The organism is Nitritalea halalkaliphila LW7 (genome assembly GCF_000265075.1).
GTDB lineage: Bacteria > Bacteroidota > Bacteroidia > Cytophagales > Cyclobacteriaceae > Nitritalea > Nitritalea halalkaliphila.
Window position 1 is genome coordinate 1 of record NZ_AJYA01000059.1, and the last position, 14,689, is coordinate 14,689.

Here is a 14,689-nt window from a genome sequence, read left to right on the forward strand (position 1 = left end):
CAGTAGTAGATGCTTAGGGTTTTGCGGGATTTGAGGGGGATATGCTGCGCAATACCTATTTGAGTTTCGTACGTGAGAACCCGTTTCTTGGACCCTCAGAACAACTCTTGAATACCCGACAGCAGTTTCGTGCCAGTGCAGGTGTGCAGGGCCAAATCGATGGCACCTTTCGCTATAAGGCAGGATTGGCTTTAGCTAATTTGCAAAATTTTCACTTATTTGGCAATCAGGCCTCGGACTCCACGCGTTTCGAGCTCTTGTATGATACCGATACGCGGGTGTTAGAGTATTTCGGAGAGGTGAGTTTTGAATTTGAAGATTGGTATAAAGTGAGCGGAAGCGCGAAGTATTTTCACTACACCTTAACTGATTTTGTGGCGGCTTTCGGACGTCCGGATGTAGAAGTTCGCATTCAAAACGAATTTAAACCGGCCGATAAGTGGTTGATTCAAGCGAATGTTCTGTACCTGGGTGGAATTACCGGTTTTAATGCGCAGGCACCGTTATTGAATTTCGATGCCCCTGTGATCGGAATAGCGCCGGAAGTACTGCCGGCCGTAATCGATGTGCAGCTGCATGCTGATTATCGCATTTCACCGCGTGTCTCGGCGTTTGTGACGGGAAATAATTTACTCAACCGTTCGAATGCGCGGTTTTTAAATTACCCAGCGCGTGGCATCCAAGGAATAGCCGGGGTGACGATTCAATTTTAACCCAGTGACAACATGCAAGAAGAACAGGAAAAGCGAGATAAGGATTTTGGCTTTCCTTTTGTAGAGACGGTCAATCTGTACCAGCTCAATCAAAAGCGGGAGAGAGAACGGATTAAAAGAAAAAAAGAGGAGCAGCCCGCCCTAGCAGCTGTAGAAAAGCCTGCTGCGGCATCGGTCGCGCAGCCGAAAGAAACACAGAAAAAACGCGTCGGAAAGATGCGTATAGAAGAAAAGAAAGGGCCGGGAAGGGTGGCTATCGCGACGGTGTTTGTGCTTATTTTAGGCATGCTTGGTCTCTGGTATGTGCTCGAGTTTGGGCTGCCGATGCCTGAAAAAGCAGCTGTAGCGATAGAGGAAAGACTAGAAGAGGAAATTCCCCCACAGACGGAGGTGGAAACTCCTGAATTAGTAGCTGAAGAAACGCTTTCGGAATCTGAGGCTACGGAAACGGCCTCAGGTACGGAGCAGCAGTCAGGAGCAGATAGGACGGCCGAAGAGGCACAGACCTCCGCAGCAGTTACTACAGCAGCACCAGCACCGTCTGCTTCTTCGGGAGCGAATCAGGCAGCAGCAGCTACGGGAGCGGCAGCCTCGGAGACCAGGGCCAATGTTCGCCAAACCGGCACTGCCGCTGAGGTGATGCGCTTAGATGGCAACAATCGCAAGGGGAATTACTACCTTATAGTCGCCAGCTTCCCGTCAGAGGCCGTGAGTTTAACAGAAGCAAAAAAATACTTGAACCAAACCAATAACGTTTATTTATTAGCTCCTTTGGATGCCAAAAGTAATTTTAGAATAGCGGTAGCGGCCTTTGACACGGTAGAAGAAGGTCAAAGGGCTTTGCCGGAGGCCAGAAAAACATTTGGACAGGGAGCTTGGATTTTGAAATACTAATATGTTACTACTGCAAACACTTTCAACAACTGATCCGGCACTGGCAGTGGACAGTTTAGCGCTCATGGAAGGCGGACAAACCGAAATCGGTTTACTTGAGCTACTCATTAAAGGAGGGTATTTTATGGTACCCCTTTATGTACTCTTTATTTTGGCGATCTTTATTTTCATCGAGCGTCTTTTGGTCATAAAAAAGGCATCGAAGACCCTGTTACCTTGATGGATAATGTTAAGGTGCTCGTGCAGTCAGGGCAAGTAGAAAAGGCGCAGATGCTATGTCAGGGGGAGAACAGCCCGGTAACGAATATGATCGCCAAAGGGCTAAGCCGCATCGGCTCTCCGCTGAAAAACATCGAAGTGGCCATCGAAAATGTGGGCAAGCTGGAGCTGTATAAGTTAGAAAAGAACTTAAACATCCTGGCCACTGTTTCAGGGGCAGCACCGATGATTGGGTTCTTAGGGACTGTGGCAGGGATGATCCGCGCTTTTATCGGCGTGGCACAGGAGGAGGGAATGGTTTCTCCGAAACTGCTGTCCACGGGTATTTACGAAGCGATGATTACGACGGCCAGTGGGCTGGTAGTGGGGATTATCGCCTACTTGGGCTATAATTACCTGGTGAGCCAGGTGTCCAAGTTGGTCCACAAGATGGAATATACGACCATAGAATTTATCGACCTTTTACAGGAGAAATAATGGCATTACAATCCAAACATAAAGTAGAAACGGCCTTTAGCATGTCTTCGATGACGGACATTATTTTCTTGCTGCTCATCTTTTTCATGCTCACCAGTTCTTTCATCACCTTCGGGCTTCCGGTGAATTTACCCTCGAGTGAGACGGCTGAGATCGTGATGCAGGAGGTGACCGTCTCAGTTTCTAAGGACCTACGTTTCTCGGTAAATGATAAAGTCATGCCGCGAGAAGAAGTCCGAGAGGCTTTGTCCAGCCTCTTGGCTGGCAAAAAAGGACAGGTCGTCTTGCATATCGATAAGGATGTACCCGTAGAGTACTTGGTGGAAATAGGAGGCATCGCTGCTGCCTTAGAGGCTAATGTTACCATCGCGACGAAACCATTTAAGTAGAACATGAATTCAGATTTTTCCATAGAACATACGCAAGAAGAGGAGCGCAAAAGAGCTGTCTGGTGGACGGTGGGAATTAATGTAGCGCTGCTCTTACTGCTCTACTTTGTGGTAGTTTGGCGCTCGCCAGACCCACCGCTATCCCGCTATGGAATGGAGTTGCAGCTAGGCTTTTCGGATGTGGGAAGTGGTAATCAGCCCAGCCCGAGTCCGAGTCGTCAGCAAACGACCACACCTGAGGCAGCAGCTCCGGGTGAGGTGGCACCTCAGGTGGTAGAAGCTCCTCAGCCTTGGCAAGTCCTCAGCCTCAAGAAGCTCGAGCTAATCCTACGCCGGTACAGCCGAGCGTACAGGCCGTGCAGCCCAAGCCTAGCCCTGTGAAAGGAACCGAAAAGCCAGCGGAACAAGTGAAGCCTACCGAGCGTAAAACCACAGCCACCCCCACTACCGACCCGAAAAAGGGGCAAGCAGAAGAAACTGCAGTTGTGGCGAAAGAAGCTCCTAAAGTGGATCAGCGTGCGATTTTCGGAGGTGGCGGACAATCCGGTTCGGCGAACAGAGCGAGTTCTGCGAGTGGTGCTGGCACGGATAATCAAGCAGGCTCCGCGGGGCGGGCAGAAGGAACTGTGGATGGTCGAGCACTCATGGGTTCCGGAACGGGTCAGGGGAATCCAGGCCCTGCCTCTGGCTATAATTTAGATCTGGCAGGCTGGGATTTTGCCTCTAAACCGGATATTTCGGATCGTGTCAGTACACGGAATGGGAGAATCGTATTCAGTATTACGGTAGACGATTCGGGCAAGGTCGTTCAAGCTATTCCTCTGGAATACAATGTATCCAATGAAGTGCTGGCTTACTACCGTACCGTAGTGAATAAAGTGTCCTTTCGTCGCCAAGCAGGCGCTGCTTCTGCTGATTTCTCCACTGGAAAAATCACCTTTATCATCAAGGTGGATTAAGCGTAATAGGCCTTTTACCATTGCCGATTTCAAGCCACCCTTGGCTTTTATTAAGAGATTTACATGAATTTCCAGGAAACTGTATCCTACCTATACAGCATGCTCCCGATGTTTCAGCGTCAGGGAGCTACTGCGTTTAAAAAAGGACCTAAAAAATACGGAAGTCTTATGTGCACGGTTGGGAAATCCAGAGCACCGGTTTCCGAGTATCCACGTGGCAGGAACTAATGGGAAGGGGAGCACTTCCCACATGCTGGCTGCTATTTTGCAGTCGGCAGGTTATCGTGTCGGGCTGTACACTTCACCCCATTTAAAGTGCTTTACAGAGCGTATGCGCATAAATGGTGTGCAGATGGAACAGGAAGCAGTGGTAGACTTTGTCGCCCAGCACCAAGCCCTTTTAGAGGAAATCCAACCCTCCTTTTTCGAGGCTACGGTAGCCATGGCTTTTTGGTACTTTGCAGCCAAAGAAGTAGACATCGCCATTATCGAAGTCGGAATGGGCGGCCGCTTAGACAGTACCAATGTGATTACCCCGGAGTTATGCGTGATCACCACCATCGGTATGGATCATCAGCAGTATTTAGGTGATACACTGCCGGCTATCGCAGCTGAAAAGGCTGGCATTATAAAGCCTGGCATTCCTGTGGTCATTAGCCATTATCAGGAGGAGGTTGCTGATGTTTTTTTGGGGCGCGCCCAAAGCCTGGGTGCACCACTTGTCTTCGCGCGCGAGCTGGTTCACTTGGAAGCAACTGCCGATGCTGGAATGTATAGAATGGGGCGCTCTAAGGCAGCGTACAGCTTCGAACACTTTACACTCGCTTTAAAAGGGAGTTATCAGCTGGAAAATGTTCGTGGCGTGTTAGCCGCTATTCCTTTTTTACAGGCCAGTGGATGGGAGATTTCTGAAGCAGCGGTCCTACAGGGCCTCGAACAGGTTCAGACACTTACAGGACTGAAGGGCCGTTGGCAGGAATTGGGAAGAGATCCGCTCATTTTGGCCGACACGGCCCATAACGTAGACGGTATCCGGCATGTGATGCAACAGCTGAAGGCTTACCCCTATAGAAAACTCTGGATGGTGCTGGGATTTGTGTCCGATAAGGCACTGGAACCCGTTTTTGCCCTTCTCCCAGAAGATGCGGAATATGTGTTCACTGCCCCTGCCATTCCGCGGGCGTTTAAGTTGGAAGAGTTAGAAAAGGCGCTAGCGCCAAAGCGCTGGAAGCGACACTTTATTGCGGGTGTTCCAGCGGCCTTACAGTTTGCCAAAGAAAATGCTGCTCCTGACGACATTATTTATGTGGGAGGCAGTACCTTTGTGGTAGCAGAAATAGATGAACTTTAAATTAGGTAATGGGAAGGAAGAAAATGGTTCGCTTCGAAGCGAATGAGGCTGCGTATAATGTGATTCAAGCAGGTAAACCGAGTTTCGAAACGATTAAAGGCAACTGGCAAACCACGCATTTTAAAAATACACTCCCCATAACGGTGGAACTCGCCTGCGGAAGAGGTGAGTTTACGGTGGGGTTGGCGCGTGCTTACGCTGATAGAAATTTTATCGGAGTCGATATAAAAGGCTCGCGCATCTGGAAGGGTAGTACGCAGGCCCAGGAAGAAGGGTTGAACCATGTGGCCTTTTTGCGTACACAGATTCAGCTGCTTGACCAGTTCTTTGCACCAGGAGAGGTAGATTGTTTTTGGATCACGTTTCCAGACCCTTTCCCTAGGGATGGAGATGAAAAACGCCGACTTACCTCCCCACGTTTTTTAGACATGTATAAGCAACTGCTACGTCCTGATGGGCTTATCCATTTTAAAACAGATAATACGGGGCTCTTCTTATATACCGAGGAGCTGCTAAAAGAGCGAAAGGATGTGGAGCTAGAAGCTATCACCTATGATTTTTATGCTTCGCCTTATAAAGAGGAGCATCTCGGCATTAAAACACGGTACGAAAAAATATTCAGCGATAAGGGAGAAACAATTAAGTATTTACGCTTTCGCTTTAAATCCGAAACAGAGTAGTTTTTGTAAATTTCTTTGGTCAGGGCATCACCTATGGTAACCTGCTTAGTCGGCCCTTTTGTATGAAGTAAAGCCTGCGAGGAGTAGCAGCTCTCCCCGCAGGCTTTTTTTTTGGCCGAAGGCCAAAGTTTCGTAGAGCAAGAAATGTGGAAATTAGCCTAAAGACTGATTTTCCTTCGATGCGAGCTCTAATATTTTTTCGTATTCTTCAGGAGAAAGATCTTTGAAGAAATAATTAACAGGATTTACGATTCGCCCGTCTTTGCGGACTTCGTAGTGTAGGTGAGGGCCTGTAGAAGTGCCCGTATTGCCTACGGTACCGATTTTATCGCCGCGTTTTACTTTTTGGCCTGGCTTCACGTCGAAAGAGTTCATGTGTGCATACAGGGTGGTGAATCCGAAGCCATGGTCGATTTCCACGTACTTTCCGTAGCCACCAAAAATGGTTTTCACTACTTTTACCACACCATCGCCCGTAGCATAAATAGGAGTGCCGATAGGTGCAGAGAAGTCAATGCCCTCATGCATTTTACGCACTTTCAGAATGGGATGGATACGCATGCCGAAACCAGAGGCAAGACGTGTCAGATCTTCGTTAGGAATGGGCTGGATGGCAGGAATAGAGGCCCAGTATTCCTCTTTATTTAGCGCCATTTCGGCGATTTCATCATAGGAGTTGGACTGAATGTACAGCTGTCGCTTCAGTAAATCTACTTTAGAACGAAGCGAGACGATCATTTTTTCCTGTTTTAATCCTTTTTCGCGGATTTCCGCGTAGCGATCTGCTCCTCCTACGCCGGCGCGACGTACTTCTGAGGGAATGGGTTCTGATTCGAAAATGACCCGGTAAAGATTGTCATCACGCTGCTGTAGGTCTTCGAGCATACTGCTTAGCCGCTTGATTTCATCGTCCATGGCCTCGTAGTAAAAGGTGAGCTCTTTATTTTCTTTTTTAAGTAAGAGCTCTTTAGGACTGTCAAAATAGGCGTTAAAAGCGATTAAAAATAGGCCTGCTAAGAGCAGGGAAAAGGCAAAAAAACCGAGCGAATTTAAGGCTACGTCCCACTTACTTCTTTCGTACCGTTCGTACTTACAGGTTTTCGGATCGTAATAATATTTTATCTTACTCATTGTTATTTGCGCGCTAATTCTTATAATTTTGTGGGCTATGCGGGCTGGGAGCTATGCAGAACAGCCGCGAATTTAAGAAAAAATATCTACAAAACATATAAACTGCCTCTTAATGAACGCTCAAGAGATCCGCGATACGTTTATTCGTTTTTTTGAATCTAAAGGCCATGCCTACGTACCTTCTTCTCCCATCGTCGTGAAAAATGATCCTACCCTGATGTTTACGAATGCGGGGATGAATCAATTTAAAGACTACTTTTTAGGAAATGATCAAGCTGCGCAGACACGTGTAGCGAATAGTCAAAAGTGTTTACGTGTTTCCGGGAAGCATAATGACCTCGAAGAGGTGGGGGTGGATACCTATCACCACACCATGTTCGAGATGCTAGGGAACTGGTCTTTTGGGGATTATTTCAAAAAGGAGGCCATTACATGGGCCTGGGAACTGTTAACGGAGGTGTATAAACTACCGAAGGAGCAGCTTTATGTGTCCGTTTTTGGGGGTGATGCCCAGGATAAATTGGATAGGGATATGGAGGCCTTTGGTCTTTGGGAGCCTATCGTGGGCGCTGACCGTATCATTTTCGGCTCTAAAAAGGATAATTTCTGGGAGATGGGCGATACGGGACCGTGTGGCCCCTGTTCTGAAATTCATATCGACCTCCGTCCTGCAGAGGAGCGGGCGGCAGTTTCCGGCTACGACCTGGTGAATGCTGATCACCCACAGGTAATTGAAATCTGGAACCTGGTATTCATGCAGTTTAATCGTTTGGCTGACGGTTCTTTAAAGGAGCTTCCGGCCAAGCATGTGGACACCGGGATGGGCTTTGAGCGGCTCGTCCGCGCCATCCAGAACAAGTCGTCTAACTACGATACGGACGTGTTTATGCCATTTATCGCGCATTTAGAGAAGCGTTCTGGAATTGCCTACGGCAAAGAGGAGAAAACAGATATCGCCATGCGTGTGATCGTGGATCATATTCGAGCTATTGCGTTTACGATCGCGGATGGACAGCTTCCTTCAAATAATAAGGCGGGGTATGTGATTCGCCGTATTCTTAGAAGAGCTGTGCGCTATGGATATACCTTTTTACAGTTCGATCAGCCTTTTTTACATGAACTTATGCCACTGCTGGCGCAAAATTTCGGGAAGATTTTCCCTGAGGTGGCAGCGCAGGAGGCATTTATTACGAAGGTAATTCAAGAAGAAGAGGCGGCTTTCCTTCGCACTTTGGAAAATGGGCTTCGTCTTCTAGAAACACTTACGACCAAATTACAGGCGGAAGACAGCCGCATTTTGCCTGGAGCACAGGTGTTTGAGCTTTATGATACGTTCGGTTTTCCGGTGGATTTGACCTCACTTATTGCACGGGAGCAAGGTTTTTCTATCGATGAGGCAGGCTTCCAGCAGGCGATGGACGTGCAGAAAAATCGCAGCCGCGCCGCAGCAGAGCAGGAAACGGGAGACTGGGTAGTAGTAGGGCAGGAGAGTAGCTCCACCTTTGTCGGGTACGACCACAGCACCCGAGAGACCGTGCTGACGAAGTACAGGACGGTGAAGGAAAAGAAGCATACACGCTATCAAGTGGTACTGGCAGAAACACCTTTTTATGCAGAAAGCGGTGGCCAAGTAGGAGATACAGGCTGGCTAACTGTAGGTACGGAACGTATTCATGTACTGGACACCAAAAAAGAAAATGACCTAATCGTGCATTTCGTAGATAAGGTTCCAGGAGATCCCTCACAGCCCGTATATGCCGAAGTAGATACAGCCAGAAGGCAGTTGATTACCTATAACCATACGGCTACACACTTGCTTCAGGCTGCACTGCGTCAGGTTTTAGGAGAGCATATCCAGCAGAAGGGCTCTTTAGTGAATGAGCGCCTGCTGCGCTTTGATTTTGCACATTTTTCGAAGTTGACGGAGGAGGAATTACAACAGGTAGAAGGTTTAGTGAATGCGAAAATACGCGAGAATATCGTGTTAGAAGAATACCGAGCCATGCCGATAGAAGAAGCCAAGGCCATGGGGCTACGGCCCTTTTTGGAGAAAAATATGGTGACCAGGTTCGTGTGATTTGTTTTGATAAAGCCTATTCGATGGAGCTTTGTGGGGGAATTCATGTGCCGGCTACCGGGCATATCGGTTATTTCAAAATTACTTCGGAGACGGCTATCGCTGCTGGTGTTCGCCGAATCGAGGCGGTAACTGCGGCAGCAGCTGAGCAGGTGGTGCAGGCGCAGGGAGAGGCCTTAGAAGAGGTGAAGGCGCTACTCAAGCATCCTAAAGATGTTTCGAAAGCCATTCAGGCGCTACTCGACGAACGTCAGGAGCTGCGTAAGACGATAGAACAATTTCAGTTAGAACAAGTTAAGGCCGTGAAAGGCCAGCTGCTCCAGCAGCAGCAGGTAAAGGAGGATGCGACTTATATTTTGGCGCAGGTGCGTCTTCCACATGCCGATGCACTTAAGAAACTGGCGTATGAGTTGAAGCAAGAAGTTCCGCAGCTCGTTTTGGTATTGGCGGCAGACATCGAGGGGAAACCACAGGTGGCGGTGATGCTGGATGAGCAGGTTTTGGAGGCGAAAAGTTTGCATGCAGGAAAGCTGGTAAAAACCTTAGCTCAGTCCATTAAGGGAGGCGGTGGTGGCCAAGATTTCTTTGCGACAGCAGGAGGAAAGGCCCTGGAAGGACTTCCGCAGGTTATCCCGCATGCCGAGGAGCTCTTAGGTCTGAAAGGCGAATAAGATAGGCTTCATTTGGTTTTTTATAGAAATGGACCCATTTTTGGGCTGAAAAAGAAAGAAAGATGCTTGATAAAAGTATAAAAGATACATACGAGTTGGTTATTGGGTTAGAGGTACACGCCCAGTTACTAACGAAAAGTAAGATGTACACCTCTGATTCTACGGAGTACGGAAACTTACCCAACACCCATATCTCGGTTATCACCTTAGGTCATCCTGGGACACTTCCGAAGGTAAATAAGCGGGCTGTGGAGTATGCGGTCAAGATGGGAATCGCCTGTAATTCAGAGATTACGCGAAGAAATATTTTTGCGCGCAAGAATTATTTTTACCCTGATTTGCCGAAAGGTTACCAGATCACACAGGACAAAGGCCCTATATGTGTGGGAGGGGTGGTGCCGATTACCTTACCGGACGGTACTGAAAAAGAAGTGGCGTTGACGCGTATTCACATGGAAGAGGATGCGGGGAAGTCCATGCACTTAGCTGGCGAGGTGGATACCCTGGTGGATTTTAATCGGGCAGGGGTTCCTCTTATAGAGATCGTGTCTGAACCGGACATGCGTTCTTCTGAGGAGGCCTATGCGTACCTGGTAGAGATTAAGAAACTGGTGCGATACCTGGATATTTGTGATGGTAATATGGAGGAAGGCTCGCTGCGCTGTGATGCGAATATTTCGGTACGTAAGCGTGGGGAGTCTGCCTACGGCAAAAAGGTAGAGGTGAAGAACATGAATTCTTTCCGAAATGTAGCGCGTGCGATTGAACACGAGTTTGAGCGGCAGGTCTTGTTAGCTGAGGCGGGTGTGGAGATCGTTTCTGAGACGCGGACCTTTGATGCGACTACGGGAACGACGGCCAGTATGCGAACGAAGGAAGACTTGAACGATTACCGTTATTTCCCTGAGCCCGACTTGAGCCCTGTTGTGATTTCAGAGGAGTGGTTGCAGTCGGTTCGAGAGAGCATGCCGCCCTTACCGAGATTCCTCTATCAGAAGTTTATGCAGACATATCAGTTGCCCGCATATGATGCCGGCGTACTGACAGAGAGCAAGGAAATTGCCTTGTATTTTGAGGCGCTTTGTACGCATACGCAAGCGTACAAGGGTGCTTCCAATATGGTGATGGGTCCGGTGAAGTCTTACCTGAATGAGCTGACGCTTTCCATTGCTGATTTCCCCATTCCGGTGGAAAATTTAGCCAAATTAGTAGATTTAGCAGATACAGGAAAGGTGAGTGCATCGGTGGCGACGCAGCGCTTATTTCCGACGATGCTAGCGCGTCCTGAGGTGGATCCTTTGGCGCTAGCCCAGGAGTTAAATTTAATTCAAGAGAGCGATACCGCTTCTATTTTACCTATAGTAGAAGAGGTGGTCGCTGCTTTTCCTGATAAAGTGGCTGCTTATAAAGGAGGCAAGAAAGGCCTTTTGGGCATGTTTATGGGAGAAGTGATGAAGCGTTCGAAGGGAAAAGCGGATCCAAAAGTAGCGACGCAATTATTAACAGAGCAACTTGAAAAATGAAAATGATACAAAACATGACGCGTTTCCTAGCCGTTTTTGCGGGCTTAGGATTGGTCCTTTCTAGCTGTGGAGAACAGAAGGAAAAGGCTTTTGATGGTGAGGTGGTTTTAAAGGGAGTGGTGAAAAATGCGGATGAATCCTTTGTTTTGCTTTTAAATCAATTTGAGGATGAGCGTGTTCGTTTTGTTGACACGATTCGGGTTGAAGCAGATGGCAAGTTCACCTACACGTTAGCCTTAGCGCATGCTGGTTTTTATCAGCTCACGGATGAGGGTGAAATTGAGCGTACTTTGGCACTTTATAACGAGGATGTGGAGCTGCTGATCGATAGGGAGCAAGATCCAGTGGTAACGGTTAAAGGTTCGAAGTATACCGACCAGCTATTACAAATCGAGCAGCTAGTAGATGCTTTTCAGGAGGAGATCAACGGATTAAATACCCGCTATTACGATGCGATGTCTGCGCGTGACCAGGACATTATTAGAGAAATTCAGGCGCAGGCCATAGAGATGGAAGCTGCGCATGCGGATCAGGTAAAGGAGTTGATCAGCAGTTTTAATGGCAGTTTTGTTTCTTTAGCGGCCTTAGGGATGTTAAATATGCGCAATGAATTTACGTTTATGGACGAGCTTGTAGCGCAGCTGGAAGAAAATTACGCGGGGCATCCGATGATTAACCGCTTAAAGAATCAGCTTGATGACATGCGCGTATTGGCAGTAGGCCAGCCCGCACCGGAGATTAGTTTACCGAACCCGGATGGGGATATCGTAAATTTATCTGATTTACGTGGAAAGTATGTGTTGATTGACTTCTGGGCTGGCTGGTGCAGACCGTGTAGAGAGGAGAATCCAAATATTGTCCGTTTGTATCAGCAATATAATGAAAAAGGTTTCGAAGTGTTTGGGGTTAGCTTAGACAGGACGCGAGAGCAGTGGATAAAGGCGATAGAAGATGATGGCTTGACTTGGACGCAAGTATCTGATTTAGCCTACTTTAATTCTGAGGCCGCGTCTACTTATCAGATTACGGCTATTCCTGCCACTTATTTAGTAGACCCGGATGGAAAAATCATCGCCAAGGATTTACGGGGTATATCCTTAGAGAAGAAGTTGGCACAGCTTTTTGAATAAATGGAGAAAGATGTTAAAAAGCGTTAATACTGTTTTATTGTATCCGTTTCCTAAAAATAATTATGGTCATACCGTGTACAAGTGATGATTAAATTCGCTTACATTTGCGGCATAATTCATGTGCAAAAAACATTCTTGTCCTAGTGGATTTATGGAATGGTAATTGCTACATGAGACAAGATTTCTAGACAGGAAAACCAATTAATTTTAAGTTAAACATGAAACAAAAAACCACCTCTCGGGCCTATAACAGGCTGTTCACTTTGGCCTTATTTGCTTTCTTAGCGATGGGCGCTTGTAAGAGTAAGAAAAAGGTTGTCGAACAAGCTCCCCCTCCGCCACCTGTGGAGAAAGTAGAAGAGGCGCCTGTTGCACCGCCTGCGCCATCGGCTGAGGAAGTTGCAGTAGAGAAGTTAGAGAACTTATTCCAGAGCGTGACCAATGCGAGTTCTGTTCCTGTGGCAAATCGTATGATCGATGATTCGATGTCGATGTTCAGTAATCAAAATACTCCAGTTCTTATCGTGATTCACGAGGAGCGTGGAATTAAGGATTATGATGAGCCTACTACGATCAACAAGTACTTGCATTACTTAAAGGACACGAAAAAGAACCTAAACTTTGTAAGCGATGTGCGCTTAGATGGTAACGGAAGAGTTTCTGAAATCGAATTAAGACGTAAATAAAATTTAAGCATTTAAAAAGATGAAAAAATACATCGCATCTATTGCCTTCTTGTTTGCCTTGGGTATGTCGGCGGCATTTGCCCAGGATGACATCAGCCCATCTAGAAAGCAAGCAATTGATTCTCTCGCTTTAGAGAAAGTAAGAGATTTAAGTAAATACATCTCGATTATCGGTAGCAAAGAGACGGCAGTTCTCAGAAGCGAATCGTGTCATGGACCGTGCTGAGGAGTTATTTGCCCCTGGTGCTGAAATGGGTGTTTCTTCCATTAACCGTAAGGAGATCGCTTACTACAAAGTAAGAAGATATTTCGAGCGTTTGATGGCACTTAACTATGATCGTGTAAATATTTCTTGGTATGACATTCACTACATCTCTGATTTAGAGCGTCAGCCTGATGGAAAGTATGTAGGCGTGGTAACTGTTTATCAGCGTTTTGAGGGTACTTCATTGGAGAGTGGTTTGAACTACCGCGACACTACTAAAAAGGATATCACTATTTACGTAGAGAAAAAATCAACACAAATCGCGGGTAGAACGATTGAGTTCTGGGACGTAATGTTAGGTGACATCCGTGTGACGGAGACATCAGCATGAGAAAACTAACGCTTTTATTCTTTATAATCGCGTTATCTACTATGGATTACGTGCAGGGCCAAGTGGTAAACAGCCCTGCACGCATCCAAGATGATGGTAGGTTCGCGGCATCCACGAAACAGGTCAACCAATTTTTTAGACGTTTTAATGGTGAGGAGTCTCCTGACACGGGGAATCGGTTGAATCCTGGAGATACAGATTACAGAGACCGTGCTCTTCGAAGTAAATATCTTGGCATTTTGTTTGATGAGGACAATAGGGCCTTAGATAATGAGCTACGTCGGGCATTTTCACAAGATGTTCTTTCTGAAAGCTTACCCTACTACTTGAATTTTCATCGAGAAGGATGGTTTGCAGAAGTGGAAGTACAAGTGAATTTCAGGGGAAAGCGTGAAACCTGTACCCTATTTATGAAACTACAGTCCGAGGGACTTGGCTACGAGTGGGTTATAGATAAGGTCAGCTTTAATGGATTTAAAGGGATCTTTGATAAGCCCCAAGGAGAAAATAAGAGTTTCTTACATCCACTTAGTCACGAGCTGGGTTTTATGAACCTGCGAAGGCATTTGATGATACGCCAAAGCCAGAGTCGTTTACGCCAACAGATTTTACACCGGACTATTTAACTTTGTTTTTATACGAGTTAAAGCGCGGTAACATAAAATATGAGAGTGTTTTGGATGTAAAATTCCATTTCTTTCAAATAAATGGCTGGTATTTTGAGCTATCTAATTTTAATCGTCCAGGCTTTAATACAGGCTGGTTGATTAGCAACCTTGTGAAGTTAAATCCAGGGGACAAAGAAATTATTCAAAATTTCATCTATGATCAAAAGTAACAATTTACGCTGTTTACTTTTACTGCTTTTAACCACTATTATTTATCCGCCTGTTTTCGCCCAAGATATAGCAGGTTATTCAAAGCAAGAGGTAAAAGACCTTTCCAAAAAAGTAGAAGATCAGATTCTATTTTTGGAATACTTTCTTAATACGGTAGGAAGTAAAGATACTCCTGCGCGTGATAAGGACGTGATTATTCGAGAAAGCTATTCTAAGATTTTTCGAGATGGCAAGGTGCAGGTGGAAGATGATCTGTTGCTAGATCGTCAGGTCATCACGAATAAAGACATTACTTCCTACTTAAAGGACATAGAATTCTTTTTTAAAGATGCCAGCTTTAAATTTAAAGTTCGT

Annotated in this window: 12 protein-coding genes and 4 pseudogenes; 15 read left to right on the forward strand and 1 reads right to left on the reverse strand. The window is 46.6% G+C overall.

All coding sequences use genetic code 11. The features are described 5' to 3' along the window. The first annotated feature begins 59 nt into the window (after window positions 1-59). From A3SI_RS14400 to trmB, 8 genes and pseudogenes are all read left to right on the forward strand, one after another. A complete protein-coding gene (locus A3SI_RS14400) occupies window positions 60-713 on the forward strand; it encodes a hypothetical protein (RefSeq protein WP_238531795.1) in 654 nt (217 codons plus the stop codon). A 12-nt stretch (window positions 714-725) separates the two neighbouring features. Continuing rightward, window positions 726-1,607 (forward strand): SPOR domain-containing protein, encoded by an 882-nt coding sequence (locus A3SI_RS14405; protein WP_009057041.1) that lies wholly within the window; start codon window positions 726-728, stop codon window positions 1,605-1,607. Window position 1,608: 1 nt separating this feature from the next. After that, window positions 1,609-2,303, forward strand: a pseudogene (locus A3SI_RS14410) (MotA/TolQ/ExbB proton channel family protein). Beyond that, on the forward strand, window positions 2,303-2,692 hold the full coding sequence (locus A3SI_RS14415) for an ExbD/TolR family protein (protein WP_009057043.1): 390 nt from the start codon (window positions 2,303-2,305) through the stop codon (window positions 2,690-2,692). The pseudogene A3SI_RS14410 and the gene A3SI_RS14415 overlap by 1 nt, the downstream one beginning before the upstream one ends. Window positions 2,693-2,695: 3 nt before the next feature. Beyond that, window positions 2,696-3,073, forward strand: coding sequence for a hypothetical protein (locus tag A3SI_RS22945; protein WP_009057045.1), 378 nt, complete (start codon window positions 2,696-2,698; stop codon window positions 3,071-3,073). After that, window positions 3,070-3,651: a hypothetical protein gene (locus tag A3SI_RS22950; RefSeq protein ID WP_009057046.1), complete on the forward strand. Its 582-nt coding sequence runs from the start codon at window positions 3,070-3,072 to the stop codon at window positions 3,649-3,651. Before A3SI_RS22945 ends, A3SI_RS22950 begins: the two co-directional genes overlap by 4 nt. A 178-nt stretch (window positions 3,652-3,829) precedes the next feature. Continuing rightward, window positions 3,830-5,002 (forward strand): bifunctional folylpolyglutamate synthase/dihydrofolate synthase, encoded by a 1,173-nt coding sequence (locus A3SI_RS14425; protein ID WP_009057047.1) that lies wholly within the window; start codon window positions 3,830-3,832, stop codon window positions 5,000-5,002. Window positions 5,003-5,010: 8 nt separating this feature from the next. Then, window positions 5,011-5,682, forward strand: coding sequence for a tRNA (guanosine(46)-N7)-methyltransferase TrmB (trmB, locus tag A3SI_RS14430; protein WP_040671058.1), 672 nt, complete (start codon window positions 5,011-5,013; stop codon window positions 5,680-5,682). Between the two features lie 153 nt (window positions 5,683-5,835). On the opposite strand, the gene A3SI_RS14435 is transcribed toward trmB, so the two are convergent. Then, window positions 5,836-6,813, reverse strand: coding sequence for a M23 family metallopeptidase (locus A3SI_RS14435; protein ID WP_009057049.1), 978 nt, complete (start codon window positions 6,811-6,813; stop codon window positions 5,836-5,838). 112 nt (window positions 6,814-6,925) lie between these two features. Here A3SI_RS14435 and alaS point away from each other — a divergent pair. From alaS to A3SI_RS14470, 7 genes and pseudogenes are all read left to right on the forward strand, one after another. Next, window positions 6,926-9,561, forward strand: a pseudogene (gene alaS / locus A3SI_RS14440) (alanine--tRNA ligase). A gap of 62 nt (window positions 9,562-9,623) precedes the next feature. After that, window positions 9,624-11,084 carry an Asp-tRNA(Asn)/Glu-tRNA(Gln) amidotransferase subunit GatB gene (gene gatB / locus A3SI_RS14445; RefSeq protein WP_009057050.1) on the forward strand — a complete coding sequence of 487 codons (1,461 nt, stop codon included), beginning with the start codon at window positions 9,624-9,626 and terminating at the stop codon, window positions 11,082-11,084. A 14-nt stretch (window positions 11,085-11,098) separates the two neighbouring features. Further along, window positions 11,099-12,214: a TlpA disulfide reductase family protein gene (locus A3SI_RS14450; protein WP_156810324.1), complete on the forward strand. Its 1,116-nt coding sequence runs from the start codon at window positions 11,099-11,101 to the stop codon at window positions 12,212-12,214. 218 nt (window positions 12,215-12,432) lie between these two features. After that, on the forward strand, window positions 12,433-12,900 hold the full coding sequence (locus tag A3SI_RS14455; RefSeq protein WP_009057054.1) for a hypothetical protein: 468 nt from the start codon (window positions 12,433-12,435) through the stop codon (window positions 12,898-12,900). Window positions 12,901-12,919: 19 nt separating this feature from the next. Beyond that, window positions 12,920-13,496 (forward strand): annotated as a pseudogene (locus A3SI_RS14460) (hypothetical protein). Further along, complete coding sequence (locus A3SI_RS14465) at window positions 13,493-14,122, forward strand: hypothetical protein (protein ID WP_316929227.1); 630 nt, start codon at window positions 13,493-13,495, stop codon at window positions 14,120-14,122. The pseudogene A3SI_RS14460 and the gene A3SI_RS14465 overlap by 4 nt, the downstream one beginning before the upstream one ends. Window positions 14,123-14,320: 198 nt before the next feature. Then, window positions 14,321-14,689: pseudogene (locus A3SI_RS14470) on the forward strand (leucine-rich repeat domain-containing protein); the annotation flags it as partial.